At 58.7% G+C, this 23,992-nt stretch carries 28 protein-coding genes and 1 tRNA gene; 16 read left to right on the top strand and 13 right to left on the bottom strand.

Annotation, left to right across the window (positions count from 1 at the left end; genetic code table 11):
* Window positions 1–69 precede the first annotated feature (69 nt).
* Window positions 70–492: a heavy metal-responsive transcriptional regulator gene (locus tag NW814_RS02515; protein ID WP_414405089.1), complete on the top strand. Its 423-nt coding sequence runs from the start codon at window positions 70–72 to the stop codon at window positions 490–492.
* A gap of 44 nt (window positions 493–536) precedes the next feature.
* Window positions 537–983, top strand: a complete 447-nt coding sequence (locus NW814_RS02510) for a putative iron-sulfur cluster-binding metallochaperone (RefSeq protein WP_414405088.1) — start codon at window positions 537–539, stop codon at window positions 981–983.
* Here the strand turns inward: NW814_RS02510 and NW814_RS02505 are convergent.
* Window positions 973–1,794 (bottom strand): phosphatidate cytidylyltransferase, encoded by an 822-nt coding sequence (locus tag NW814_RS02505; RefSeq protein WP_414405087.1) that lies wholly within the window; start codon window positions 1,792–1,794, stop codon window positions 973–975. The two genes, NW814_RS02510 and NW814_RS02505, sit on opposite strands and share 11 nt — an antisense overlap.
* A gap of 319 nt (window positions 1,795–2,113) precedes the next feature.
* Here NW814_RS02505 and pdhA point away from each other — a divergent pair, with 319 nt between their 5' ends.
* Together pdhA and NW814_RS02495 are read left to right on the top strand one after the other, a co-directional pair.
* Window positions 2,114–3,115, top strand: a complete 1,002-nt coding sequence (pdhA, locus tag NW814_RS02500) for a pyruvate dehydrogenase (acetyl-transferring) E1 component subunit alpha (RefSeq protein WP_414405086.1) — start codon at window positions 2,114–2,116, stop codon at window positions 3,113–3,115.
* Between the two features lie 220 nt (window positions 3,116–3,335).
* Window positions 3,336–4,916: an NAD(P)H-quinone oxidoreductase subunit 4 gene (locus NW814_RS02495; protein WP_414405085.1), complete on the top strand. Its 1,581-nt coding sequence runs from the start codon at window positions 3,336–3,338 to the stop codon at window positions 4,914–4,916.
* A gap of 194 nt (window positions 4,917–5,110) precedes the next feature.
* On the opposite strand, the gene NW814_RS02490 is transcribed toward NW814_RS02495, so the two are convergent.
* The 7 genes from NW814_RS02490 to NW814_RS02460 all read right to left on the bottom strand — a co-directional run bounded on the left by NW814_RS02490 (window position 5,111) and on the right by NW814_RS02460 (window position 9,146).
* A complete protein-coding gene (locus tag NW814_RS02490; protein ID WP_011429425.1) occupies window positions 5,111–5,290 on the bottom strand; it encodes a hypothetical protein in 180 nt (59 codons plus the stop codon).
* Between the two features lie 310 nt (window positions 5,291–5,600).
* Window positions 5,601–6,290 carry a V4R domain-containing protein gene (locus NW814_RS02485; protein ID WP_011429426.1) on the bottom strand — a complete coding sequence of 230 codons (690 nt, stop codon included), beginning with the start codon at window positions 6,288–6,290 and terminating at the stop codon, window positions 5,601–5,603.
* Window positions 6,291–6,306: 16 nt separating this feature from the next.
* Window positions 6,307–6,783: a phycobilisome protein gene (locus NW814_RS02480; protein WP_414405084.1), complete on the bottom strand. Its 477-nt coding sequence runs from the start codon at window positions 6,781–6,783 to the stop codon at window positions 6,307–6,309.
* Window positions 6,784–6,808: 25 nt separating this feature from the next.
* Complete coding sequence (locus NW814_RS02475; protein WP_168173316.1) at window positions 6,809–7,333, bottom strand: hypothetical protein; 525 nt, start codon at window positions 7,331–7,333, stop codon at window positions 6,809–6,811.
* A gap of 85 nt (window positions 7,334–7,418) precedes the next feature.
* Entirely contained in the window at window positions 7,419–7,688 is a 270-nt protein-coding gene (locus tag NW814_RS02470) for a hypothetical protein (protein WP_414405083.1), read from the bottom strand.
* Window positions 7,689–7,747: 59 nt separating this feature from the next.
* The gene (locus NW814_RS02465; protein ID WP_414403055.1) at window positions 7,748–8,428 is read right to left on the bottom strand and encodes a V4R domain-containing protein; all 681 of its coding nucleotides are present in this window, start codon (window positions 8,426–8,428) and stop codon (window positions 7,748–7,750) included.
* Between the two features lie 232 nt (window positions 8,429–8,660).
* Entirely contained in the window at window positions 8,661–9,146 is a 486-nt protein-coding gene (locus NW814_RS02460; RefSeq protein WP_414331883.1) for a 2Fe-2S iron-sulfur cluster-binding protein, read from the bottom strand.
* A gap of 444 nt (window positions 9,147–9,590) precedes the next feature.
* Here NW814_RS02460 and NW814_RS02455 point away from each other — a divergent pair, with 444 nt between their 5' ends.
* Window positions 9,591–10,154, top strand: coding sequence for a phycobilisome rod-core linker polypeptide (locus NW814_RS02455; protein WP_414402679.1), 564 nt, complete (start codon window positions 9,591–9,593; stop codon window positions 10,152–10,154).
* On the opposite strand, the gene NW814_RS02450 is transcribed toward NW814_RS02455, so the two are convergent.
* Window positions 10,118–11,116, bottom strand: coding sequence for an ABC transporter substrate-binding protein (locus tag NW814_RS02450; RefSeq protein WP_414405082.1), 999 nt, complete (start codon window positions 11,114–11,116; stop codon window positions 10,118–10,120). The two genes, NW814_RS02455 and NW814_RS02450, sit on opposite strands and share 37 nt — an antisense overlap.
* A gap of 130 nt (window positions 11,117–11,246) precedes the next feature.
* Between NW814_RS02450 and cobA the strand changes: the two genes are divergently transcribed.
* From cobA to grxC, 4 genes are read left to right on the top strand one after another with little or no spacing between them, the layout of a single operon-like run.
* Window positions 11,247–12,755, top strand: coding sequence for a uroporphyrinogen-III C-methyltransferase (cobA, locus tag NW814_RS02445; RefSeq protein ID WP_414405081.1), 1,509 nt, complete (start codon window positions 11,247–11,249; stop codon window positions 12,753–12,755).
* Between the two features lie 36 nt (window positions 12,756–12,791).
* On the top strand, window positions 12,792–13,616 hold the full coding sequence (gene menB, locus NW814_RS02440; RefSeq protein ID WP_414395320.1) for a 1,4-dihydroxy-2-naphthoyl-CoA synthase: 825 nt from the start codon (window positions 12,792–12,794) through the stop codon (window positions 13,614–13,616).
* 44 nt (window positions 13,617–13,660) lie between these two features.
* Window positions 13,661–16,447 (top strand): DNA polymerase I, encoded by a 2,787-nt coding sequence (gene polA, locus NW814_RS02435; protein ID WP_414405080.1) that lies wholly within the window; start codon window positions 13,661–13,663, stop codon window positions 16,445–16,447.
* Between the two features lie 36 nt (window positions 16,448–16,483).
* A complete protein-coding gene (gene grxC, locus NW814_RS02430) occupies window positions 16,484–16,744 on the top strand; it encodes a glutaredoxin 3 (protein WP_099884243.1) in 261 nt (86 codons plus the stop codon).
* A gap of 69 nt (window positions 16,745–16,813) precedes the next feature.
* Here grxC and NW814_RS02425 read toward each other — a convergent pair whose 3' ends face one another.
* On the bottom strand, window positions 16,814–17,110 hold the full coding sequence (locus tag NW814_RS02425; RefSeq protein ID WP_414405079.1) for a DUF2470 domain-containing protein: 297 nt from the start codon (window positions 17,108–17,110) through the stop codon (window positions 16,814–16,816).
* Between the two features lie 110 nt (window positions 17,111–17,220).
* Between NW814_RS02425 and NW814_RS02420 the strand changes: the two genes are divergently transcribed.
* From NW814_RS02420 to NW814_RS02400, 5 genes are all read left to right on the top strand, one after another.
* A complete protein-coding gene (locus tag NW814_RS02420; protein WP_414405078.1) occupies window positions 17,221–17,652 on the top strand; it encodes a DUF29 domain-containing protein in 432 nt (143 codons plus the stop codon).
* Window positions 17,653–17,660: 8 nt separating this feature from the next.
* Window positions 17,661–18,089 (top strand): DUF29 domain-containing protein, encoded by a 429-nt coding sequence (locus tag NW814_RS02415; RefSeq protein ID WP_414405077.1) that lies wholly within the window; start codon window positions 17,661–17,663, stop codon window positions 18,087–18,089.
* Between the two features lie 439 nt (window positions 18,090–18,528).
* Window positions 18,529–18,804 carry a hypothetical protein gene (locus tag NW814_RS02410; protein ID WP_414395304.1) on the top strand — a complete coding sequence of 92 codons (276 nt, stop codon included), beginning with the start codon at window positions 18,529–18,531 and terminating at the stop codon, window positions 18,802–18,804.
* Between the two features lie 113 nt (window positions 18,805–18,917).
* Entirely contained in the window at window positions 18,918–19,586 is a 669-nt protein-coding gene (locus tag NW814_RS02405; RefSeq protein ID WP_414405076.1) for an RNA-guided endonuclease InsQ/TnpB family protein, read from the top strand.
* 63 nt (window positions 19,587–19,649) lie between these two features.
* Window positions 19,650–19,916, top strand: coding sequence for a hypothetical protein (locus NW814_RS02400; RefSeq protein ID WP_414405075.1), 267 nt, complete (start codon window positions 19,650–19,652; stop codon window positions 19,914–19,916).
* A gap of 51 nt (window positions 19,917–19,967) precedes the next feature.
* Here the strand turns inward: NW814_RS02400 and NW814_RS02395 are convergent, their stop codons facing one another.
* Window positions 19,968–21,332, bottom strand: coding sequence for a CRTAC1 family protein (locus tag NW814_RS02395; protein ID WP_414405074.1), 1,365 nt, complete (start codon window positions 21,330–21,332; stop codon window positions 19,968–19,970).
* Between the two features lie 66 nt (window positions 21,333–21,398).
* Here NW814_RS02395 and rpsT point away from each other — a divergent pair, with 66 nt between their 5' ends.
* Window positions 21,399–21,704, top strand: a complete 306-nt coding sequence (rpsT, locus tag NW814_RS02390; protein WP_414395296.1) for a 30S ribosomal protein S20 — start codon at window positions 21,399–21,401, stop codon at window positions 21,702–21,704.
* A gap of 40 nt (window positions 21,705–21,744) precedes the next feature.
* Here the strand turns inward: rpsT and NW814_RS02385 are convergent, their stop codons facing one another.
* Complete coding sequence (locus tag NW814_RS02385; RefSeq protein ID WP_414405073.1) at window positions 21,745–22,188, bottom strand: hypothetical protein; 444 nt, start codon at window positions 22,186–22,188, stop codon at window positions 21,745–21,747.
* Between the two features lie 141 nt (window positions 22,189–22,329).
* Between NW814_RS02385 and NW814_RS02380 the strand changes: the two genes are divergently transcribed.
* Window positions 22,330–22,402: transfer RNA gene (locus NW814_RS02380), tRNA-Arg, on the top strand.
* A gap of 241 nt (window positions 22,403–22,643) precedes the next feature.
* On the opposite strand, the gene hemL is transcribed toward NW814_RS02380, so the two are convergent.
* Entirely contained in the window at window positions 22,644–23,951 is a 1,308-nt protein-coding gene (gene hemL / locus NW814_RS02375) for a glutamate-1-semialdehyde 2,1-aminomutase (RefSeq protein WP_414395291.1), read from the bottom strand.
* Window positions 23,952–23,992: the final 41 nt, after the last annotated feature.

The following is a 23,992-nucleotide window of genomic DNA, read 5'->3' as shown; positions in this document are numbered from 1 at the left end:
TCTTGACCCTGTAGTTAGCTACAGGGTTTAGGCTAAGAGAGCTTCTGGAGAGAGGGTAGAGAACCCGGCATGTCTGAGCTGCTGCGGGTGGGTCAGGTAGCCGAGAAGTTGGGCATCAGCCCCCAAACCCTCTACTTCTACGAGCGCCTGGGGCTCATCCCCAAGCCCCGTAGGACAGAGGGGGGCTACCGCCTCGACGGAGAAGCTGAGCTGGAGCGGCTAGCTTTCATTGCCCGCGCTAAGGCTTTGGGACTTACCCTGGCCGAGATCAAAGAATTGCTCCTGCTTCAGGAGAACGGGCAAGCCCTGCCCTGTTGGCAGGTGTACGTAAAGCTAACCGAAAAACTAAGACAAATCGACAAGTCAATTGCCCATCTCCAGGAACTTAGAGGGGAGTTATCGACACTCATTGAAAAGTGTCAACAAAAATTTTCTGAGCAGGAGAAAAGTTCCTCTTGCGCTATCTTTCAACAACGGCTCGATAACCCATGACAAAAGAACCCCTTGTCCCATTTTCTGCTAATGCTTGGCAGCCCTTGTGTCCAAAGAGCGGGGAGCAAGGGATCCCGATTCAGCTGACTACGCTGAAGAGCCTTCTGTCTCCTACAGCTTTGGAACAGCTTAACGCTAACGGCAGCTATGCGTTTTGTCGGGATCCCCTTTGCCCCGTCGTCTATTTTTCTGAGGAAGGTCAGAGCTTTGGGGTTGACGACCTCAAGGTTCCCGTCTTTCAAAAAGAAAGTGGCGAGGACGTGCCTGTCTGCTACTGTTTTGGATGGACGCGCCGGCGCATTTGGCAAGAGCTCCGGGGATCCAAAACGCCCCAGGCTATTCTCGAGGAGATTGCCGACCACATCAAAGCCAGGGGCTGTGGCTGTCAGGTGAACAACCCGCAGGGATTTTGCTGCCTGGAAAACGTCAGACAAGTCATCTTGGAGATGCAGCAAAGGAAGGCTGAGGAACAAAACCCGATTATTGACTGAAATAGGCGTTGAGCCATTCCAGACATTCCATAAAGTAAAACACCAGCGGCCCGGTAAAGACGTAGCTATCGCCCCGATCCAAAATGCCGCCGTGGCCGGGAATGAGATCCCCGGAGTCTTTTACTCCCGCATCCCGTTTCATGAGGGACTCGGTGAGATCCCCCAGCAGGCTGGTTAACCCAATCAAAAACCCCAGCACGCTGCCGCTCAGCCAGCTCCAGGGCCAGTTTAGGTAGTGGGCTCCCAGCATAGCCAGGGCCATGCTGGCTGCGATCCCGGCCACTGCCCCTTCCACCGTCTTCTTAGGGCTGAGGGTGGAGAGCTTGGTGCGCCCAAAGGCCCGACCACACAGGTAGGCCGCTACATCGGCAGCAATGACACAGCCAATGGCCAACAGCGTAATCCATAGCCCTTCGCCAATGCCCTTGGATAAAGACAAAGCCCTGACCCGAATCCAGAAGCTGGGCAGCAACGCACAGTAGAACAACCCCAAAATCGAGGTGGCAATATCGGCAATGGTGGCCACCTTGGGCTTAAAGAGCAAATAAAAACAGATGATCGATCCCGCCACGATAAAAGCAGGGCTGGTCCACTCGGGCTTGACTTGCTGCAAAATCACCAGCACCTGACTGGAAAACATGGTGGTGCGCATGGCCGGCGCATTGCCCTTAGCCCGTACCAGCCGAAAGAACTCCAGTTGGGCCAGAAAAATAATCAGCCCAAGGGCTGCCGTGAAGTACCAGCCCCCTAGCAGGGTAACCGTCAGGGCAAACAGCACCGCCACGAAACCGCTAACCCAACGGGCTCCCATAGGCGCACCCCGTCACGTTGGTTGGCCAAAGACCTCCTGCCCGCGGCTCCAGGTCAAAGTCCACGCCGAAGGCAGAAGCAGCCCTCAGCCTTGCGCTCTTGGTGTTTAGGATTTGCGTCTGCGCGATGAAGTCCTGCTGCGGCTGCTGCAACGAAAATGCCTCTTGCCCTAGCCTTCCAGTTTACTCTTCTTGATCCCAGAGGAACCCCTCTCTGGAACTGGGATCCCTACCTATCCCTGGGTTGGGGGCTTCAGATGTCGCGGAGCATGGGATAATTGAAAAGCTGCAAAAATTGGTTACCCTCGACCCGATTCCAGCATGGTTCAGGAACTGACGTCCCCCGTGGCTAGCGCTCGCATCTCTGCCGAAGAAGCCCGCATGCTCTACGAAGACATGGTGCTGGGCCGCCTGTTTGAGGACAAGTGCGCCGAAATGTACTACAAGGGCAAGATGTTCGGCTTTGTGCACCTGTACAACGGGCAGGAGGCTGTGTCCACGGGGGTGATCAAGGCGCTCAAGCCCACCGACTACATCTGCAGCACCTACCGAGATCACGTGCATGCCCTCAGCGCTGGGATCCCGCCGCGAGCGGTGATGGCGGAGCTCTTCGGCAAGGCCACTGGCTGCAGCAAGGGTCGGGGCGGCTCCATGCATCTGTTTTCGGCAGAGCACAACTTTTTGGGGGGCTATGCCTTTGTGGCCGAAGGGATCCCTGTGGCTACAGGGGCAGCGTTTTCGGCCAAGTACCGCGGCACTGACCAGGTAACCGTCTGCTTTTTTGGGGATGGGGCCTGCAACAACGGCCAATTTTACGAATGTCTCAACATGGCCGCCCTCTGGAAGTTGCCTATCGTCTACGTGGTGGAGAACAACTTTTGGGCTATTGGCATGGCCCACAGGCGTGCCACTTCGGTAACCGACATCTACCTCAAGGGCCCAGCCTTTGGCATGCCTGGCTACCAAGTAGACGGCATGGACGTGCTGGCAGTGCGGGAAGCAGCTCAACAGGCCATCGCCCGCGCCCGTGCCGGAGAAGGCCCCACTCTCCTGGAGTGCCTCACTTACCGCTTCCGCGGCCATTCTTTGGCTGACCCCGACGAGCTGCGCAGCCCCGAAGAAAAGGAATTTTGGCGGCAGCGGGATCCCATCAAACGACTGGAGCGCTACGCCTTGGAACACAACTTGATGACTGAAGCGGACTTCCAGGCCATTCAGGAAAAGGTGAGCGCCGTGATTGAGGATGCCGTCCTTTTCGCGCTGGAAAGCCCTGAGCCTACCCTGGACGAGTTGCACCGCTTCGTTTTCGCTGAAGACGAGTAGATCCTGCTTGGTTCCCAGTGTCGAGGGAGTGCGGGGGCCCAACTCCGCGCAACTTTCCACCCGGGCTGCCATCGCCGCTCCCTTGGCAATCCTCCCGGCTTAGCCTCAGAGAAACCTTCTCCAGATCTGCGCAAGAGCGCAGATCTGTAAAAATCGCTTTCCATTTGTTTACATAGCTTCATATCATTGGGGTATCGAGCATGAGTATTTATTCCCGGTCATGAGCAATTCTCTTGAGTTTCCCTGGCTGTCGGCCCTGGTGCTCTTGCCGCTGCTGGCAGCCTTTGGGATCCCCCTGCTCCCCCAGAGCCGCTGGGCGCGTTGGTATGCCCTCGCTGTGGGGGCTTTGGATTTGGGCCTGATGGTCTATGTCTTCGGGCAGCGCTACGACCTGCGGGATTTTTCGCTGCAACTGGCGGAGCGCTACGCCTGGCTTCCCCAGATTGGGTTCCACTGGTCGCTGGCGGTGGATGGCCTCTCCTTCCCGCTGGTGCTGCTGTCGGGCTTGATTACGACTTTGGCGATTGTGGCAGCTTGGGAGGTGGCCTACAAGCCGCGTCTATTTTTCTTTTTGCTGCTGCTCCTGTACGGCGCCCAGGTGGGTGTGTTCTTGGCGCAGGATCTGCTCCTCTTTTTCTTGATGTGGGAGATTGAGCTAGTGCCTGTTTATCTCCTCATCGCCATCTGGGGCGGGCCGCAGCGCCAGTATGCTGCCACTAAGTTCATCCTCTACACCGCCGCTGCTTCGATCTTTATCTTGGTGGGATCCCTGACAATGGCCTTTGCTGGCGAGGGCTTTAGCCTGGAGATGGCAGAGCTAGGTGCTAAGTCCTACCCGCTGGCCCTGCAGATCTTGGCGTATACGGCTTTCCTCATTGCCTTCGGGGTCAAGCTCCCGATTTTTCCCCTCCACACTTGGCTGCCCGATGCCCACAGCGAAGCCTCGGCGCCCATTTCTATGATCCTGGCCGGGGTGCTGCTCAAGATGGGGGGCTACGGCCTGATCCGCCTAAACGTGGGCATCTTGTCGGAGGCGCATGTGTACTTCGCGCCAGTGCTGGCGGTGCTGGGGGCAGTGAACATCGTCTACGGAGCCCTGGCCGCCCTGGGGCAAAACTACCTCAAGCGGCGCTTGGCCTATTCCTCCATTGCCCATATGGGCTTTGTCTTGATCGGCATTGCCGCTTTTACGGAGCTAGGTCTCAACGGCGCCCTCTTGCAGATGATCTCCCACGGTCTGATCGCTGCGGTTTTGTTCTTCCTGACGGGGATCACCTACGAGCGCACCCACACCCTTGCCCTCGACAAGTTGGGCGGGTTGGCTAAGCAAATGCCGAAGGCCTTTGCCCTGTTTACAGCAGGATCCCTGGCCTCGTTGGCGCTACCCGGAATGAGCGGATTTGTGGGCGAGCTGACGGTGTTCTTGGGCTTGATCACCAGCGATGCCTATGCGCCGACCTTCAAGGCAGGAATTGCTCTGCTGGCGGCAGTGGGCATTATTCTGACGCCCATTTACTTGCTCTCTATGCTGCGGCAGGTGTTCTATGGGGCTCAGGATCCCGGCTTGGTGTTGGAAGACTACCTGGGGGATCTGCGCCCGCGAGAAATGGCGGTGGCTCTCTGTCTGCTGTTGCCGATTCTCGGCATTGGCCTCTACCCGCGGCTGGCTACCCAAACCTACGACGTTACAACGGTGGCGGTAGCTGCTCAGTTGCGCAGTGCCCTGCCGACGGAAATTGTGCAACGGCCCCTCCTGCCGGTGCAACCGGCTCAGGTGGCGGCTTTGCCCCCGACAGATTAGGGAGCATCGGGATCCCCGCTTCTCTCTATTGGTCTCGCCTTGAACGGAAGAGCTGTTGCTTGAGAAGTTGCTTACCTCAAGTTTCAGCTCTTCTTTTGTTTTTTTAGCTTGCTTTAACTTTCGAGTTGGACTCGTGAGTGAGGATGTTTTGGGCTGGAATTCCCTTCTAACCGACTCTCCTTGGGCTGTCAATCCTAGCGAGGATCAGAATGAATGGAGTTGTGCTCGCTCAGATTGAGCTGCACCACCAGCCACCAAAGGGTAACGTCGGAGTAAGTTGCCCGCCGCTTCAGCCGGGAAATGGAATGAACCGGATTTTGGCTGTCGATCATCCACTCCGAAGCGATGATTTGGCTCCGTTGCTGAGCATTCATTGCCTCTCCCCCTTCGCAACTGCTCAAGACTTGGAATAGCTAATATTTAGGATGGCGAATTTGTAGGGGAGCGTGTGAAAAAATATATTACGCAGGGATCCCTAAGGACAGCTAACTTTCTTAGCAATTGGGATCTCGACGGCTGCTCAGTTGAGGACCTACTGGCCGAGGAGCCCAAAAAACTTTGCAAAAGATGAAAGATTGAGCAGGGAGATTTGTCTTTGTCTTTACAAGTCTTAAGACCCAGAAAAATTCAATTCTCTCCTTCTCTGCCAGCCTGGAAACATGGGTCTTCAGCAGGGATCCCTCCCTAGGAACCGGCGGCCAGCCGATCCCAAATCTCCTCGTGGGAGAGGCCTTTGCGCACCCATTCTTCACAATTGTGCAGGCGCTGGGCGGTGCCGATGAGGAAGCGGTTGAGGTCGGCCCCCAGGGACTCGCAGGTGGTCTGCACACAGACTAGATCCCGTTCCGAGAGCAAGGAGAAGAGGCCGGCCAGCATGCCCGCCTCCAGATGGCCAGCCGGCTCCCGCCGCGCAGACAGTTCCTCCGGCCTAAGGCTGGCACGAGCAGCCAGGGCAAAGCCGGAGTTGCGGATCTTGGCTTGAACCAGGCCGCGGTCGGCGGCGGAAAAATCCAGCTCCAGGCGGCCCCAGCCGTGGGTGGCCCAGAGATCGCTGAGGGCATCGAGGAAGATCCCCATCGGCAATTCCTGCAACGGCTGTTGGTAGTAGCGGGAGAGTTCGTCTTCAATGCGGCGGAAAAACGCCTCTCCCCACTCGCGACCACAGTTGTAGAGGATGACGCGGGTGGCTTGGCCGGTTTCGTAGCGCAAGCCGGCGTAGATGGCTTCCAAGAGGGGCATGGGAAAGGCCGCCAGGCGGTATCCTCCCCGGCTGTAGAGCAGGCCGCTGTGGATGTCGGGGCGGATGTAGTAGGCAGGGCTGAAGCAGTGGCCGGGCAGGATCTGGTCTTGCAGGAGCTCTTGCAGGGTGGTCATGGCTGTCCTCTGGACTCTAGTTGACCAGCATCGACTTGGCCAAGAGCACGTAGGGGCGGATGGACTCGCTCTCTTCGGGGCCGAAAACAGCGCTGAGGGAGTCGAGCATCAACTTGTAGGCGGGCTGGCACTGGTCGCGCATCTTGAAAGATTTCAGGATCGTCTCCAGCCAGTAGAGCAACTTATCCCGCAGGTAATCCTCGTCATTGAGCAGCATAGCCAGGCAGCAGTAGCGCCACACCATGATCAGGTCGCGGCGGCAGCGCTCCCAGGCCAGGTGCCCATGTTGGCGGGGCAAATTCGGCATCATCTGTTGGAACTTTTCCATCACCCAATCCACCAGCTCCTGCTCCTTGGCCTGCAGGACTTGATACAGGCGGACTCGTTTGGGGATCCCTTCCACGTAGGCGTGTAGGGTTTTCAACTCATCTGGGCGCAGATAGCGACCCTCGCTTTGCTGCATCAGCTCGGCCACGCTTGAATTCATCAGCATCATCGGGAGCCTCCGTTGGCTGGTCTTACGCGAACATTTCCATCAGGGTAGGTGCCGGTTCCGAGGCCCCTTCTGCCTTGGCTTTAGGCAAAGGGGCAGAAGAGGGATCCCCAGTAGCCCGCAGGAGTTGCCAGTAGGGGGCAAGCAGTTCCCATTGCTCTGCTGACAGGGATCCCTGCACCACTGCACCTAGTTGATCCAGCGCCTGCGGCAGCCCCAAATACTGTTCCATCGCGCCAAGGGTCCCCTGCTGCAGAGGGGTGGGATCCCCCAGCAACAGGCTCAAGCCCAGGGAGCGCAGGCAGAAGGCCAGTTGCCGGGCCAAGAGGCGCTGAGCGGGGGTAAGAGAGGATTCTGCCCCGCCGGTGTACCCGTGCTGTTGCAGAACCTGCTCGATCCACGCCCGCTCTTGTTGTTGCAAGACTTGGTAGAGATCCAGCCGCTCTGGAAACGAGAGGGCGTAGCGGATGAGATCTTGCAGATCGTCGGGTGTCAGGTAATCCCCTTCTCGATCGGCAATGCGCTCCGGCCAAGGGCGAAGGTCGTTCATGGGTGAGGTCTCCTTAAAAAACGCGATACGAGTCAAAAGATCGAGCGGCTCGAGGAAGCAAGGCCTAAGTTGGGGCCAAGCAGGGCTAAAGCAAAGCTCCGCCAAACAAAGCGGCAAAATCCTCAAGGGTAAAGGGATCCTCTGGCGGCAGCTCTGGGCGCAGGCAGATGCCCGACCAATTGCAGCCGGCAAAAAACTGTCCCACCGATTGGGCAAAGAGCATGGGGGACTGCGGCGGCGGCTCTTGAGCAAAGGGAGCCTTGGCCGGGGGTCGGTTATCCCAGTTCAACCCCTGCAAAAAGACCGCCAGCGGCTGGGTTAAGTCCAGATCGGTGTCTAAGTTGAAGGTGACCATGGGCGTTTCTCCAAAGTGTCGAGGGATCCCAGAGAGCCTTCAAAAGCCACAAGCAAGCCTCACAACTGGTGCAAACGCTGCTCGATCTCGCGGGCGCTGGCCCCTTCGCTCATCCAGAAATTGGCGGCATCGATGCGCTCTTGGCTGCCCAGCAAAAACTTGCAGTAGGTTTCGCCCATTGCGTAGCACTGGATCTCGATGCAGGCCAGCTCACGGGAGGTCATGGCAGAGAAAAATCCGGCAAACAGCCCGGCATAGAGGTGACAAACCGGTTTGCCCACGTCGCCCAGGGTGCGGGCCACCATCGAGTCAAACAGGTTGATGAACAAGAACCCTTTTTGTTTGGATTCGGTTTCCACCTCCCACTTGCCCCACCCTTGCGCCGTAAAGGGCCACCACCAGGTCTCCAGCAAAAACAAAAGGTTGGACTGCTTGACCCCAACCCCGTACTCCCGCTCGTACCACTGGGAAAAGTGCTGGGCATCGCGGACGCCCCACTCCTTGCCGATGGTGTACATCACCGCCGCAGAGGCATCGCCCACTTCCCGCTCTAGGCCGGCCTGCAGGCCGACAATGAAGTCTTCGCTAAGCAGCAGGTTTTGGGTGTTATTCCAGTCGATAATCGTGCCTTGCTCTCGGTTAAAGCGGAAGAAATCGCGGTAGCTGTAGTGAGCGTGCTTGTCGCGGCCCACCGGCATGGTGACTGCGGGACGGGGATCCGGTCGAGATGTGGTGGCCATGGCGCTCTCCTGATAAAAAATGGATAATTCTAGATTGCAAAGCAACAGGATTTGGTGGGATTTGTAGGGATCAACTGGGCCAGACAATGCCAATGAGTCAACAAAATGAATGGCTAAGCATTCGATAAACTTGGTCAGCTATCTGAGGAATCCAACATTGTTCAACTCTTGTTTGATTGTTTATAAAACAACACCTGCCGAGCTCAAGGGATCCCTGAATATCGACAATCCATCAAACTTCCCGAGTTTGGGCCAGCGTATTGCCAATGATGCGGAAGTCCTCATTTTCTAGCTGCTTAACAGTAGAGCGAGTGATGATCTTGCCCTGCTCCACCAAAACCTTCCCCGTCCGTGGGTGCAGCAGGTCTTGTTCGGCCCGCCGACCGATGAGCACTTCGATATCCCTCAGCGAGTTCACGTACATCCCCGGCGGCAGCTCCACCACCACGCCATCGGAAACCACCCGCGCCTGACAGGCCAGCCGGGAATTGCTGCGGGCGCTGGTAATGGTCTCCAGAGTCTTGGCCTCGCGGGGGGTGATGGGAGTGAGGCTTTCCATTCCCTCTTTGACGTAAACATGACAGGTGGCGCAGAGGCCGCGACCGTTGCATTCCCGCGAAACCTGCAGCTCCTCCGACAAAATGGCCGACAGCAAATTGCTGTAGGTATCCACCTCCGAGACGCGGGATAGGGGCTCTAGCCGGATTTGTTTCACCATAGGCGGGATCCCCAAGTTCAAAGCAAACAAAACCTCTGCCGACAGGCACGCCCTGCCGCAAAAGCAATGCAAGCGGAAAATCAGTTTCTACTCGTATTCTGGATTTTGACCAGGCTGGAAGAATCAAAATGTCATAATCTTTAACTACGAGTAGATACGGAAAAGTTATCCATCCAGAAAGCTGGAAAGTAGAATCACGTAAACCCGAGAAAACTGTGGCCTTCTCGTAAATATTTATCGCAAGCTTCCCCAGTTCATCTTATCGACAAGATAAATCTTGAGTAGGGCTTTTGCTCGATTGGGTTCCAGGTTGGCATTGACAATTTTTGGATCGGGCTACTGCCGACTGTAAAAGTTATCGAGCAACTCTATCTTCATCGTTTCTTTAAGTCGATCTTTTGGCTAATCGCTTTTTGTCGGTCGCGTTGCTTGGGAGCTATCGCTATGGAACTACGCCAGCGGGATCCGCAACTGTTGCAAAACCTGTTGCGGGCCGCCTACCAACAGCTTTTGGAACGCCAGCCCTACCAGCACGAGAAGGCGGGAGAGCTGGAGAAGATCGAGCAGGACTTCTTGCGGGGCCGAATTGGGATCAAGCGCTTGGTTCGCCAAATTGGGGGATCCCGGCTCTACCGGCAGCTCTTTTTCAGTGCCGGCTGCAACACCCGCTGTGTGGAGCAGGCTTTTAAGCACTTTTTGGGACGGGCGCCGGCCAGCAGGGAGGAGGTGGCGGCCTATCACAACATTCTGGTGCGCCAGGGCTTTCAAGCCATGGTCAATGCCTTTATCGACTCGGAGGAATACCGCCGCACGTTTGGCAACGACCGTCTGCCCCACCCGCGGCAGCGGCTGAGCGGCTACCCGCCTCTGGCCTACCTGCTGACAGAGCAGATGCACCGGCGCCATGAGCTGGCGATGCAGGGATCGCCGCGGCTGCAGAGCTTGGCGGTGATGGAGGGAGGTGGGATCCCTCAGGCGGTGGGGCCGGGGAGAAAGTCGAGGCTGTAGGCCTGGCGGACATTCAGGCCAGCTTCGACAATTCCCAGGGCAACCATTTCCTGAAAATAGGTCTGCCAGCGCTGGTGGGTCATGGCGCCGATCCCCAGGGTGGCGGCGTCGCCGCCGGTGAGGAGGTTGTAGTCTTGCAGGGCTTGGTGGGCATAGGCCAGAAGGGCCTCGCTCATGTTGGGGTTGTCCTGGCGGATGAGGCGGTTGCCGGGGCGGGGATCCTCCAGGTAGCTCTGCCAGCCCTGGATGGAGGCGGCCACAAATTTTCGCACCTCCTCAGGGTGTCGTTCGGCAAAGGGGCGGGTGGTCTCCAGGGTGGTAGCATAAGGGGAATAGCCGTAGTCGGCCAGCAGGAAGACGACCGGATCAAAGCCGCCCTCCTGGCGCACGCGGAAGGGCTCGGAGGTGACATAGCCCTGCTGGGCAGAGGATTTGTCCAGCAGGAAGGGGGTGAGGCTGAAGTTGTAGGGGCGCTTTTGCTCGTCGGTAAAGCCAAACTTGGCCCGCAAGAAAGGCCAGTAGGTGAGGTTGGCCCCTGGAGAGACCCAGATGGGCTTGCCCCGCAGGTCTTCTAGGCGCTCGATGCCCACCCCCGGATGGGCCAAAAGACACTGGGGATCCTTCTGGAAAAAGGCGGCCACGGTGAGCACGGGGATCCCGGATTGCAGGGCAGCCAGGGCGTCAGGGCTGCCGCCGAGGACGAAGTCTGCTGCCCCCCCCGCCAGGAGTTGCAGCACGTTGACCGCTGCTCCCCCCATGCGGATTTCTACCTGCAGGCCGTAGTCGGCGTAGATGCCCAGGGCCAGGGCTTGGTAGAAGCCGCCGTGTTCGGCTTGGGCATACCAGTTGGTTACTAGCCGCAGAGGCCGGGATTGGCGGGATCCCGCTCCCACCGCCAGTAGAGCAGCTCCAGCAGCCAGAAACTGCCGGCGCGGCCAAGGCTTTGCAACGGCGTTCGCCATGGGCTTCCACGCTTTTCCGTCAAGGGGCAGGGCTCTTCTTAGCCTAGCTGGAAGATTGGAGAGAGGGGGCTAAGATCCTGCTTTTGCGGCAGGATGGGATAGTTGAGACCAGAGACAGCAACACATCCCCATGGGCAAGGTGTATCTGGTGGGAGCGGGGCTGGGCGGGCGGGCGGGTCTGACGCAAGGGGCGCTGGAGATCCTGCGGCAGGCCGAGGCGGTTTGGGTGGATGAGCTGGTGGACGAGCGCTTGTTGGCGGAGTTGTCCCCGCAGGCCCAGGTGTGGCGACGTTCCGGAGAAGCGGGTTTGCAGGAGGGCATTCGCTGGCTCATCCAGCGCTGCCGAGAAGGCAAGCAGGTGGTCCACCTCAAGTCGGGGGATCCCTTGATCTTTGGCCGCGCCCGTGAGGAAGTGCAGGCCCTGCGGGAGGCAGGCTGTCCGTTTGAGATCTGGCCAGGCTTGTCGTCGGCCCTAGCCGGCCCTTTGTGGGCTGGGATCCCGTTGACCGATAAACACCTGAGCCGCGCCTTTGCCGTGCTGACTGCCCATGAGCTGGAAGCTCTGCCCTGGGGCGCTCTGGCCCAGTTGGATACGCTGGTGATTTTGATGGGATCCCGGCAGCGGCAATCCATTGGCACCCGGTTGCTGGAGTCTGGGATCCCGGCAGACCGCCCAGTGGCCCTGATCTGGGGGGCGGGGCAGGCGGAGCAGCGGGTTTGGGTGGGCACCTTGGCGGAGCTGCAGCAAGGGGAAGGAGGAGAGCTAGAAGCTGGGGAGAAGCTGCCGGCGCTCTTGGTAGTGGGCGAGGTGGTGCGGCTGCGGCAGGAATTTTTGCTGGGGATCCCACCGTTGCCGCCACCGGCTCCTTTGGCAGGCAAGACGGTGCTGGTCACCCGTGCTGAGGGGCAGTCGCCGGCTTTTCGCGAGCTGCTGCGGGCTCAGGGGGCGCGGGTGGTGGAGATGCCTGCCCTGGTGATCCAGCCTCCTAGCAGTTGGGATCCCCTGGACACCGCCATTGCCAACTTGCAACAGTTCAACTGGCTGCTGCTGACTTCGGCCAATGGGGTGCAGGCTTTTTTCGAGCGGCTGCAGCAGCAGGGGCGAGATAGCCGGGCGCTCCACTCCCTGCAAGTGGCGGTGGTGGGATCCAAAACGGCGGCGGCGCTAGCGCAGTACGGCATCCGCCCAGATTTGATGCCCTCCGCGTTTGTGGCCGAAGCCTTGCTGCCCATTTGGCCGGAGCCGGTGCAGGGGCAGCGCATCCTCTTTCCCCGCGTCGAATCCGGAGGACGGGAGGAGCTGGTGCAAGGGCTGCGGCAACGCGGAGCCGAGGTGGTGGAGGTGGCCGCTTATCAATCGACCTGTCCGGCAGCGGCGGATCCCCAGGTGGTGGAGGCTCTCAAAGATCGCCAGGTGGATATTCTCACCTTTGCCAGCTCCAAAACGGTGCAGCATTTTGCCCACCTCCTGCGCCAGGCAGGGCTAGGCCCTGAAGTCTGGGATCCACCGGTCCAGATTGCTGCCATCGGCCCCAAAACGGCGGAAACCTGCAAGAAGGTCTTAGGGCGGGTAGATGTGGTGGCTCAGGAGTACACCCTGGAAGGGCTGTTGGGATCCCTCCTCCGGGCCACCCCCTAGCGGGATAATGGGAGGGCAGTCGGGACTCTGGACACCATGTGGCAGACGGCCAAGCTCTACGAAGACATCCTCTACGAGAAGACGGATGGCATTGCCAAGATCACCATCAACCGGCCCCACAAGCGCAATGCCTTCCGCCCCAAGACCATCGTCGAAATGATTGATGCCTTTCTGGATGCGCGGGAGGATCCCAGTATTGGAGTCGTGCTCTTGACGGGCGCCGGGCCCCACACGGATGGAAAGTATGCTTTCTGCGCCGGCGGGGATCAGAGCGTGCGGGGAGAGGCCGGCTACCTGGATGAGGCTGGGGTTCCCCGTCTTAACGTCTTGGACCTGCAGCGCATCATCCGCTCCCTGCCCAAGGTGGTGATTGCCCTAGTGGCCGGCTACGCCATTGGTGGGGGCAATGTTTTGCATCTCATCTGCGACCTGACCATCGCTGCCGACAACGCCATCTTTGGCCAGGCCGGGCCACGGGTGGGCAGCTTTGACGGCGGCTTTGGGGCCAGCTACCTAGCGCGGGTGGTGGGACAAAAAAAAGCGCGCGAAATCTGGTTTCTTTGCCGCCAGTACACCGCAGCGCAAGCCCTGGAGATGGGCCTGGTCAATGCGGTGGTGCCGGTGGAGGAACTGGAAGCCGAAGGGATCCGCTGGGCGCGGGAGATCCTCCAACACAGTCCTCTGGCCATCCGCTGCCTCAAGGCTGCTTTCAACGCCGATTGCGACGGCCAGATGGGACTGCAGGAGCTGGCGGGAGACGCGACGCTCCTGTATTACATGACCGAGGAAGCTGCCGAGGGCAGACGCGCTTTTTTGGAGAAGCGTCCTCCCAACTTTCGCCAGTTTCCCTGGCGGCCCTAGGGGGCAGCAAACGATAGGCTGGACTCAGTTCTTGGTCTTGGCCGATGGCTTCCCACCCTCAGACGCTCCTTTTGGTCGATGGCCACTCCCTGGCCTACCGCTCTTTTTACGCCTTTGCCCATAGCCGCGAGGGGGGCTTGCGCACCTCCACTGGGATCCCGACCAGTGTCAGCTTTGGCTTTTTGAAATCGCTGCTGGAGGTCTTGGAGAAATACCCCCCCACCCACATAGCTGTTGCCTTTGATACCCGGCAGCCCACCTTTCGCCACGAGGCCGATGAAACCTACAAAGCAGGCCGTCCGGAAACGCCGCCGGAGTTTATTGAGGATGTGGAAAACCTCAGGCAGGTGTTGGCGGCGCTGCGCATTCCGATTTTGGCAGTGCCCGGCTTTGAGGCCGACGATATTCTGGGTACACTCTGTAGGCTTGCCCCCCAAGAGTATCGGGTGCAGATCTTAAGCGGCGACCAGGATCTGTTTCAATTGATTGACCGCGAGGGAAGAATTCGGGTTCTGCACCTCAACAGCAAAGATCGCGTCAGCGAATTTGGCCCCCAAGAGGTCAAAGAGAAATTGGGCATCTGGCCTTGGCAGGTGGTCGACTACAAAGCCCTCTGTGGTGACCCCTCCGACAACATTCCCGGCGTCAAGGGGATCGGCCCCAAGCGAGCGGCAGAGCTCTTGCAGCGCTACGGCAGCTTGGAGGAGATTTTCAACCATCTGGAGGAGATCCCTGGCAAAGTCCAGCAGTACCTCAAGGAAGGGATCACCGCAGCCCAGCACTCCCAATTTCTGGCTCGGATTCGCTGTGATGTCCCCCTTTTGCCCGACTGGGAGAGCATGAGGCTGACCGGGTTTGACCCGGCGGAAGTGCTGCCGCTTTTGGAGAAACTAGAGTTTCGCAGTTTCATTGCTCAAGTGCGCAAGCTGCAAGCCACTTTGGGCGGGATCCCAGCCCAAGTCCCTGAAGCCAGGACAGGTTCAAAGAATGGCTCTGCCGACGACGAGGCCCTTTGGTTTGATTTTGCTGCACATCCCCCCCCTTCTCTGCCGCCGGTACGCATTGTGGATACCCCTGAGCAGTTGGAGCGGTTGCGGCAGGAGCTGTTGGCCTGCTCCGGGATCGTAGCCTGGGACACGGAAACCACGAGTCTAGATCCCCGCGACGCCCAACTGGTGGGGATTGGCTGCTGTTGGTCGGAGCGGGATGTTGCCTATTTGCCCATTGGCCACCGCCAGGGATCCAACTTGGACTGGAACCTAGTCAAACAGAGCCTACAGCCCATTTGGGAGGATCCCAGTCGCCCCAAAAGCCTGCAAAACTGCAAGTATGATCTCAGCATTTTTCGCGCTCATGGCATTCGCCTACAAGGGATCCAATTTGATCCCATGTTGGCTAGCTATGTGCTCAATCCAGAAGCTAGCCACAACTTGGCTGATTTGGCAGCTACCTATCTAAATTTACCCACCACCAGCTATGAAAAGCTGCTGGGCAAAGCAGACTCCATTGCCGATCTGCCCATTGCCAAAGTGGCAGAATATTGCGGAACCGACGCCTACTGCGCCTATCGTTTGGTGCCCATCCTCACCGAAAAGCTACAGCAAACTGACCCACGCCTCTGGAATCTTTTTATCCAGGTGGAGCTGCCCTTGGCTCACGTTTTGGAAGAAATGGAGTGGGTCGGCATCCGCATCGACACTGAGTTTCTCAAGCAGTTTTCTCAGGAACTGGAAAAAGAGCTGCAAACGCTGGAGCAGAAAGCCTACGCCCAAGCAGGCGAGGTTTTTAACCTCAACTCTCCCAAGCAACTGGGATCCCTGCTTTTTGAAAAGCTAAAGCTAGATATCCGAAAAACTCGCAAGACAGCCACCGGCTACTCCACCGATGCTTCGGTTTTGGAGAAGCTGGAAGGAGATCACCCAGTTGTTGAAACGATTCTCCAGTACCGCACTCTGGCCAAGCTCAAATCCACCTATGTGGACGCGCTGCCAGCTCTGGTAAGACGCGACACAGGCAGGGTGCACACCAACTTCAACCAGACTGTTACCGCTACTGGCCGACTCAGCTCCTCTAACCCCAACCTACAAAACATCCCCATCCGCAGCGAGTTCAGCCGCCGCATTCGCCAGGCCTTCATTCCCCAGGAGGGGTGGCTATTGGCCTCGGCTGACTACTCGCAAATTGAGCTGCGCATCTTGGCCCACCTCAGCCAAGAGCCAACGCTCATCGAGGGCTTTCGCTCAGGGGAAGATGTGCACACCCTTACTGCTCGCTTGCTCTTTGAAAAACAAGAGGTAACTAGCGAAGAACGTCGCCTTGCCAAGACAATCAATTATGGAGTTATTTACGGCATGGGGGCGCAGCGTTTTGCCCGCACTGCTGGCGTATCTCTGGCAGAAGCCAAGGAATTTTTGCGGCGATTTAACGAGCGCTATGCCGGCGTTTTTGCCTATCTCCGCGCCACCCAAGCCTTTGTGGAAGAACATGGCTATGTGGAAACCATCTTGGGCCGCCGTCGCTATTTCCCCAATTTGTCTCAGCTGTCGGGCCATCGCAAGCAAGCTGAGCTGCGGGCTGCCGTGAACGCCCCCATTCAGGGATCCGCTTCAGACATCATCAAAGTGGCCATGGTTCGCCTGCAGGAAAAGCTGCAGAACTTTCGCTCGCGTTTGCTTTTGCAGGTTCACGACGAGCTGGTGTTTGAAGTAGAGCCCTCAGAATGGCAGGACTTACAGCCACTCATTCAAAGAGAAATGGAAGGGGCAGTGCCCCTCTCCATACCGCTGGTGGTGGATATTCAAATCGGCCACAACTGGAAGAAGGCCAACTGAAATGTTAAGCTATGTGAAAGCGTTCGTTCTCTCCCTATGGCTGTTGAGATCTACACATGGCGTTTTTGTCCCTTCTGCATTCGCGCCAAGCAGCTGCTAGACCGTAAGGGAGTCAAGTACATCGAATACGCCATCGATGGGGACGAGGCAGCGCGAGCGGAGATGGCCAAGCGGGCCAACGGGCGCCGTTCGGTACCCCAGATTTTTATCAACAACCAGCACATCGGCGGCTGCGACGACCTCTACGCCCTTGAGGCCCAGGGCAAGCTAGATCTGCTCCTGCAGCAGGCTACCTAGATCCGTCCCTTGCTCGGGGCCTCGGCTAGCTACTTGAGGCAGACGGATGCACGGGCAAGGAGACTCAGCCTAGACACTGCCCTGCTTAACCCGAGCGCGTGCTTGTTTCAACATGGCAATCAGGGTGTGGTGGGCATCTTCGGAATCCTTGAGAGGGTGATCAAAGGGAATGCGCAGCGTTTGTATGGTCCCGTCAACCTCTACCTGCAAATCCATCCCTTCCGAGTCAATAGCCTGCATGCGGGCCTGGGTCACCCCTTCCACCTGACCGAAGGCTCTGGCATAGAGCGCTAGGGCATCGGCGTGGTCTTCGTTCATGTGCTTGCAGATGCGCTCGCTAACCTGAGGGGTGAGAGGGTCGGCCATAGAAGTGAGAGTTGCAAAAGGGATGTCCAGGTTTTAGTCTAGCGGACTCTTGGCTCAAACAAATCTTTTCACAGGCAAGGCCCAGCAGCTGAAACCAGACGGGGGTGGACATGCAGCTTTACGAGCGTGACTTCTATGCCTGGACCCAGGAGCAGGCGACGCTGCTGAGATCGGGCCGACTGGAGCAGCTAGATACTGAGCACTTGGCAGAGGAAATCGAGGCTTTGGGCAGACAGGAGCGCCGCGAATTGGTCAATCGACTGGGGATCCTGCTGGGACACCTCCTCAAGTGGCAGTTTCAGCCCCAGCTTCGCGGTAAAAGCTGGCAGGCTACGATCATCGAACAGCGGCAGGATATCCAGGAACTCATTGCGGAGAGTCCCAGCCTCAAATCTTATCTAGCTGAAGCGATGGAGAAGGCCTATCGCAAAGGACTGCTCCTGGTGGTGAGAGAAACGCCCCTCTCTCTACAGGATTTGCCTGATCAGTGTCCCTACACGTTTGAGCAAGTGATGGATCCCAGCTTTTACCCTGAAAAATAGGAGTGAGTATGCAGCTTTACGAGCGCGACTTCTATGCCTGGACCCAGGAGCAGGCGGCACTGCTGAGGTCGGGGCAGTTGGAGCGACTGGACAGAGTTCATTTGGCAGAGGAAATTGAGGCTTTGGGCAGGCAGGAGCGCCGGGAACTGGTCAATCGACTGGGGATCCTGCTAGGCCATTTGCTGAAATGGCAGTTCCAACCTCACTTGCGAGGTAAAAGCTGGCGAGCAACCCTTAGCGAGCAACGCCGCCAAATTCAGCGACTCCTCAAAGAGAGTCCTAGCCTCAAACCGGAGCTGGCGGCAGCTCTGGCAGAGGCTTACCAAGACGGGATCCTGCTCGTAGTAAAGGAAACACCGCTTGCTGAAGACGACCTGCCCGCCGAGTGCCCCTACACTCTTGAGCAAGTGGTAAATCTCGGCTTTTATCCGGGATGAGAACAGCTCAAAGGGCTTTGCTCGCCCTCGAGAAATGCCGCCTCTTGCAACCTGACAGAGAAAGCTGGGTTGTCCAGACCAATCTGTCCCCCAAGAGCTGCAACCAGAGCTTTGGGAGGGCCGACACCAGCAGGCCGAGAAGCTTATCACTGCTCATGCCAACACACTGAGAATCTTAATAACAACGGCAGGCCTCAAGGCTCACGAAAGCTGAAGTGAATTCCTCCTCGTGCTAGCGGGACAGGGTTCCTCTAGGGGGCAAGTGCTGCTAGGCTTTGCGCTCCGCGCCGCTAACGCGAGCAAGACTGAGCTCAGGCTCAACAACAAACAGCGGACACTGACAGCCCAACATGCCGGTGTAGCCCGCCGTGCCTACAACTAGGGCCTGGCCATCTGCCAACAGGCCATTGAGGCCAAGCCGAAACTACCCACGGCCAAAGTGCTCCGCACCGCTGTCGCGAACGACCTGCACAAGCGGCTGGTGGTGGGGGTCAAGAAGGCCAACCCCTGGTACTACCAAGTCTCCAAGTGCGCCCCGCAGCAGGCACTCCGCAGCTTAGAGCAAGCCTGCGCGCTACGCGCCGCTGACGCGAACAAACGCTGGCGGAGTGGACTGGGCCGGTTTCCCCGCTTCAAGCGCAAGGGGGTACGGGACAGCTTTTATCTCGAAGGCAACATCCACATCTCCGGCAACCGCATCAAGGTACCTATCTAAGGCCTCCGGCCCGCTTGGTGAGTGGCTGGTTACGCTGTGCGGAGATCCCCCCTACTGCCACCCCCCAGAACGTCGTGATCAGCCTGCGGGCTGGGCGGTGGTACATCTCTTAAGTGCTACGCACCGCTGAAGCGAACAAGTACGAGGCCCTGTCTCCGCAGGTTGAGGAGACGGGGGATGGGGTGGGGGTGGGCTCGGGCGTGAACCAGCTGGCCACCTGCGCCAGTGGGGAAATGTTTGATAACCCCAAGCCCTACCGCAAAGCCCAGAAGCGCTTGGTGAGGCTGCATCGGCGGCTGAGTCGCAAGCAAAAGGGATCCGCCAACCGCAAGAAGGCAGTGGTGCAGCTTGCTAGGGCCCACAAACGGGTGGCGGACATACGACTAGACAACTTGCACAAGCTGACCAGCTACTTGGCCAAGAAGTACCGGGTGGTGGTGATTGAGGACTTGCAGGTAAAAAACCTCCTCAAGAATCACCGCCTGGCCGGATCTTTAGCCGATTGTGGCTTCTATGAGTTAAGGACTCCGTCCCGCTATCGCGAACGGCGACAGCTAGAGTACAAGGCCCAACTCTACGGCTGTCAGTTGGTGGTGGTGAATAGGTTTTATCCATCCAGCCAACTGTGTTCACGGCGTGGGCACCGACAGAAGATGCCACTTTGCCAGCGGGTGTTTCGGTGTGAAAGGTGCGGCCTGGAGATCGACAGGGATCTGAATGCTGCTCGAAAGCTACATGCTGCGGCACCTAAGCCGCTGCAAAGATCAAGCCAGGAGAGCTGAATAGGATAGAGATCCGCAGGAGCTAGTTAGCCAGCAGGTGCGCTATTTCCAGCGGCTTTATGTTTGGCGCCTGCCGAGGCAGAGTTGACCTGGCTGCAAGCCCCAGCGCGCTTGACCGATGAAGAAATTCTCACGCTGGTTCGAGAGGTGTTTTTGCCCTTGGGGATCGATGGTTTTCGCCTCACCAACGGCGAACCTCTGCTCAGGCTGGGCTCAGATGTGGCCCTCACACCAACAGCTTCAACCTCAGTCAAAAAGCCCAACTTCTCTATGGGGCGGGGCTACGCTGCATCAATGATCACAGATTGGGATCGCTGGCAGCAGATCTAGGCCAGAATCCAAGTTGCCCACCAAGTGGGGTTCGATGTTTCAGATTAGCGACTAGCCAGGATAGGGGATCCGCAGGAGCTGGTTAACGGGGGGGTTGACCACTTGCACCTCCTTCCCGTCCGGCCACTGGATCTGGATTTCCTTGACCACCGTCTCGGATCCCAGGCCAAAGTGGGCCACCGGCTCCATTTGGCAGAGGTAGCCGCTGCCGGCATCGATGGGCCGAATCTGCAGGCGGCCAGGAGTTACTAGCCGCACCAGAGCGCCGCGGGCTGGGGATCCCTGGCGAGTTAGGGGCAAGACCCTCAGCCAGTTATTGGCATTAGCCAGGGGCCGGTAAAAGCTTAGAGGCTGGGCGCCCGATTCCCCGTGGGCAATGAGCAGCTCCAGGCGCCCATCCCCATCCACATCCGCCACCGCTGCGCCTGTCCCCAGTCCCTGGGGCTCAGCCGCCTCCCCAATATCGATAGCCTGCCAGGAGCCGGAGCGCCAGCCAAACAGGCGGTTGGGCTCACCGATGTTGTTAAAAAACAGCTCCGGGTAGCCGTCGTTGTCGAAGTCGGCAGCGATGACCGTGCGGATGCGGGAGGGCCTGGCCAGCTCGGGGGGAGCCACGTTTTTGAAAATGCCACTGGGGGTTTGGATCCAGAGGCGATGCGGCCCTTCCCAATTGCCGTACACCAAGTCCAGCCGCCCGTCCCCATCCAGATCCACTGCTGCCACGCCGCGCCCGTGCTCGTTGGGATCCGCCAGCCCCACCTCGGCGGCGATTTCCTCAAAGGTGCCATCCCCGCGGTTGCGGAACAAAAAATTGGGCCCCTGCTCGTTGACGGCGAAAATATCCATCCGCTGGGAGACCAGAGGCACGGCCACCAGCCCTCGCCCACCTGTAATCCGGTTCACCCCCGCCTCGGGCGCTACATCAGCGATCATCTGGTTGGAGCCCAGCTCGTAAAGACGCATGGGGCCGCCGTAGTTGGCGACGAAGAACCCGTACTGTCCCTGGCCCAGGCGATCCACACAGGCCACCGAGCGTCCGGCCGTGAGGTTGAGGGCATCTTGGTTGTGGGGCAGCGAGAACAGATCCACCCAGCGGGAGCCCTGCCAGTCGAAGAGGCGATCCCCAAAGCGCTTGCGCCCGCCGAAAGTATCGGTATTCAAAACGTAGAGTTCTTCTTGGCCGTCACCGTCAAAGTCGCCAGCAGCTACCCCAATGGCCATGCGCCCCGCATCGGCCAGGGTGTCGTCCACCAGATCCACCAGCGCCTGGCCGTTCCACTTCAAAACCCGGTTCGGGCCGCGGAAGCCACACACAAATAGCTCAAAAGCCCCGTCCCGATCCAAGTCGCAAACGGCAACCCCATAGAAAAGGGCAGGCGGGTTGAACTGGATGAGGGAGCTGCAATCGCAAAACATGGGGATCCCGTCCGACGGCTGGAGGGGGATGGTATGCTGGATCTTCGCTGTTCTTCCCTTTCAACCATGCCACGTACCAAATCCGCTATCAAGCGCCTCAAGATTGCCGAGCGAAACCGACTGCGCAACAAGGCTACCAAGGCCATGGTGCGCGCGCTCATGAAGAAGGTGATCTCTCTCTCTTCTGCCTACGCGGCCAACCCTCAGCCGGAAACCCTGCAGGAGATCCAGGCGGCAATGAGCGCTGCCTTTAGCCGCATCGACAAGGCGGCCCAAAAAGGTGTGCTGCACAAAAACACCGCCGCTCGTCGTAAGGCTCGTCTGTCCCGGATTGTGCAACGCTCGATAGCTGCTGCTCCTAGCTCCTCCTAGGTCAGCATCTGGGAGGCCTTGCCAGCCGGGATGCCTTCTGTTAGCGGGGATCCAGGGTGCACACCAGCCAGCGCCGCAGAGGGTGCCAGGCAGGCAAAGACAGGATCCAGCGGGACTGTTGCTCCAGCATCCGGCGCTCGAAGGGGTAAAGCCCAAACAGCTCGTAGCGGCTTTGGGCAACTAGGATCCCTACGGTGAAACTGACGCAAAGCAACAGGCCAAAGGTGGGCCAGCTAGGGCGGTAAAAGAGGGCATAGCGCAGGCCCGTCCAGGTAAAGTGTTGCCAGAGGCGGAGGAGATCTGCCCGCAGCGCCCAAAGACTAGGGATCCCGACCAACAGCCACAGCAGGCCCAAAAAGACGAAACTGCCGCCGTGGTAGAGCCGCAGCAAGCGTCTAGCCGCCGGCGAGAGGGATTCCAGGCCGGGAGGGACGCGAACGGCTTTCTTCTCCTCAACGAAGCTAGGATCAGGGGGCAGTGGCATAGGGATCCCTCCTGTAGGCGTAGAAAGCACCTGTTGAAAGCAGGCCCTTGTCATCATAGGGCTAAAGGTTCTTTGACGACCCTTGGGGGGACCGACCTTCCGGTAGGCAAGCTTCCCAAGGCTATAATGGCTCTGGATTCTGCCTTGCTAGCTCAATGGATAGAGCACCGACCTTCTAAGTCGATGGTTGCAGGTTCGAGTCCTGCGCAAGGCGCTAGGCAAAGTTCTCCACAAGCTGGAGCTGGCCTCTAGCCGTATTTGAAGAACGAGGGCTGGAGCAACGGCGCCTCCCAGGGGCAGTGGCCTCTGCCTAGGGCACCCCTATGCACTCCCTGTAGCTTGCCAAGAGGAAGAACCCCTACCCTCCAAGGCTGGGAAGAGCGTTAAGCCGCCTCCAGGGAAGAACCTGGCTCTGGTCTCCCCAATCCAACGCTGCCCAGAGCGAGTGCAGGAGCCTAGAGGGCCCGCAGCACCTCTCGCGCTGCCTCCAGGGTTCTTTCCACATCCGCCTCCGTGTGGGCCAGGGAAGTAAAGCCCGCCTCAAACTGCGAGGGCGCCAGATACACCCCCCGCTCCAGCATGCCGCGGTGAAAACGGGCAAACTTTTGCAAGTCTGACTGCCTGGCTTCCTCGTAGTTGCGCACTGGGCCGGCAGTGAAAAAGAAGCCGAACATGCCCGGCAGATAACCTCCGCACATTTCGTGCCCAGTCTCCCGGGCAATCTCCAGCAGCCCTGTCAGCAGCTTCTCAGTAATGCGCTCCAGATACTCATAGGTGCCTGGGCGGCGCAAAATCTCGAGCGTCTTGATGCCGGCAGTCATGGCTAGAGGGTTGCCGGACAGCGTACCCGCCTGGTACATTGGCCCCGCGGGCGCTACCATCTCCATGATTTCCCGCCGACCGCCATAGGCGCCTACCGGCAGGCCACCGCCAATGACCTTACCCAGGGTGGTCAGGTCAGGGATGACGCCAAACTTGCCCTGGGCGCCACCGTAGCTGATGCGAAAGCCGGTCATCACCTCGTCAAACACCAGCAGAGCGCCATACTTTCGGGTGAGCTCGCGCAAGCCTTCCAAAAAGCCTGGCTGCGGTGGAATAAAGCCAGCATTGCCCACCACCGGCTCGAGGATCACGCCGGCAATCGAATCAGGATACTGCTCAAACAGCGCCTTGACCGCCTCTAGGTCGTTGTAGGGAGCCGTCAGCGTAGCGCTAGTAGCCGCCTTGGGCACCCCTGGCGAGTCCGGTAGGCCCAGAGTAGCCACTCCCGAGCCAGCCTTGACCAAGAACATGTCCGCATGGCCGTGGTAGCAGCCCTCGAACTTGATCACCTTTTCCCGGCCCGTGTAGGCTCGCATCAGGCGCAGCGCTGCCATACAGGCTTCGGTGCCGGAGTTCACAAAGCGCACCATCTCCACGCTGGGCACCGCCTCGATCACCCGCTCCGCCAGCTCGTTTTCCAGAACAGAAGGGGCGCCAAAGCTGGTGCCTTTCTCCAGAGCCTGCCGCAATGCCTCGATGACTTCAGGGTGAGCGTGGCCCACAATGGCTGGTCCCCAACTGCCGATGTAGTCAATGTACTGGTTGCCGTCCACATCCCAGGCGTAGGCCCCTGAGACTCGGTCAAACACGACGGGATCCCCGCCCACGGACTTGAAGGCGCGCACCGGTGAGCTAACCCCGCCGGGCATCAACTGCTGGGCGCGGGCGAAGATCTCTCTGGAGCGGGCGGTATTAAAAGTGGGACGAAGAGTGCTGGTCATAGTAGGGCGGCTACTCGAGGTACTTCCTAGGCTAACAGGAA

Origin of the sequence: Synechococcus sp. R65.1 (assembly GCF_047461755.1) — a bacterium.
GTDB lineage: Bacteria > Cyanobacteriota > Cyanobacteriia > Thermostichales > Thermostichaceae > Thermostichus.
Note: the sequence above shows the minus strand (reverse complement) of the source record. Positions and strands in the feature narration are given on the sequence as shown.

Coding starts and splice junctions, on each gene's coding strand:
- NW814_RS02515 (WP_414405089.1), top strand. CDS start 70: ATGTCTGAGCTGCTGCGGGTGGGTCAGGTAGCCGAGAAGTTGGGCATC.
- NW814_RS02505 (WP_414405087.1), bottom strand. CDS start 1,794: ATGGGAGCCCGTTGGGTTAGCGGTTTCGTGGCGGTGCTGTTTGCCCTG.
- pdhA (WP_414405086.1), top strand. CDS start 2,114: ATGGTTCAGGAACTGACGTCCCCCGTGGCTAGCGCTCGCATCTCTGCC.
- NW814_RS02495 (WP_414405085.1), top strand. CDS start 3,336: ATGAGCAATTCTCTTGAGTTTCCCTGGCTGTCGGCCCTGGTGCTCTTG.
- NW814_RS02490 (WP_011429425.1), bottom strand. CDS start 5,290: ATGAATGCTCAGCAACGGAGCCAAATCATCGCTTCGGAGTGGATGATC.
- NW814_RS02485 (WP_011429426.1), bottom strand. CDS start 6,290: ATGACCACCCTGCAAGAGCTCCTGCAAGACCAGATCCTGCCCGGCCAC.
- NW814_RS02480 (WP_414405084.1), bottom strand. CDS start 6,783: ATGCTGATGAATTCAAGCGTGGCCGAGCTGATGCAGCAAAGCGAGGGT.
- NW814_RS02475 (WP_168173316.1), bottom strand. CDS start 7,333: ATGAACGACCTTCGCCCTTGGCCGGAGCGCATTGCCGATCGAGAAGGG.
- NW814_RS02470 (WP_414405083.1), bottom strand. CDS start 7,688: ATGGTCACCTTCAACTTAGACACCGATCTGGACTTAACCCAGCCGCTG.
- NW814_RS02465 (WP_414403055.1), bottom strand. CDS start 8,428: ATGGCCACCACATCTCGACCGGATCCCCGTCCCGCAGTCACCATGCCG.
- NW814_RS02460 (WP_414331883.1), bottom strand. CDS start 9,146: ATGGTGAAACAAATCCGGCTAGAGCCCCTATCCCGCGTCTCGGAGGTG.
- NW814_RS02455 (WP_414402679.1), top strand. CDS start 9,591: ATGGAACTACGCCAGCGGGATCCGCAACTGTTGCAAAACCTGTTGCGG.
- NW814_RS02450 (WP_414405082.1), bottom strand. CDS start 11,116: ATGGCGAACGCCGTTGCAAAGCCTTGGCCGCGCCGGCAGTTTCTGGCT.
- cobA (WP_414405081.1), top strand. CDS start 11,247: ATGGGCAAGGTGTATCTGGTGGGAGCGGGGCTGGGCGGGCGGGCGGGT.
- menB (WP_414395320.1), top strand. CDS start 12,792: ATGTGGCAGACGGCCAAGCTCTACGAAGACATCCTCTACGAGAAGACG.
- polA (WP_414405080.1), top strand. CDS start 13,661: ATGGCTTCCCACCCTCAGACGCTCCTTTTGGTCGATGGCCACTCCCTG.
- grxC (WP_099884243.1), top strand. CDS start 16,484: ATGGCTGTTGAGATCTACACATGGCGTTTTTGTCCCTTCTGCATTCGC.
- NW814_RS02425 (WP_414405079.1), bottom strand. CDS start 17,110: ATGGCCGACCCTCTCACCCCTCAGGTTAGCGAGCGCATCTGCAAGCAC.
- NW814_RS02420 (WP_414405078.1), top strand. CDS start 17,221: ATGCAGCTTTACGAGCGTGACTTCTATGCCTGGACCCAGGAGCAGGCG.
- NW814_RS02415 (WP_414405077.1), top strand. CDS start 17,661: ATGCAGCTTTACGAGCGCGACTTCTATGCCTGGACCCAGGAGCAGGCG.
- NW814_RS02395 (WP_414405074.1), bottom strand. CDS start 21,332: ATGTTTTGCGATTGCAGCTCCCTCATCCAGTTCAACCCGCCTGCCCTT.
- rpsT (WP_414395296.1), top strand. CDS start 21,399: ATGCCACGTACCAAATCCGCTATCAAGCGCCTCAAGATTGCCGAGCGA.
- NW814_RS02385 (WP_414405073.1), bottom strand. CDS start 22,188: ATGCCACTGCCCCCTGATCCTAGCTTCGTTGAGGAGAAGAAAGCCGTT.
- hemL (WP_414395291.1), bottom strand. CDS start 23,951: ATGACCAGCACTCTTCGTCCCACTTTTAATACCGCCCGCTCCAGAGAG.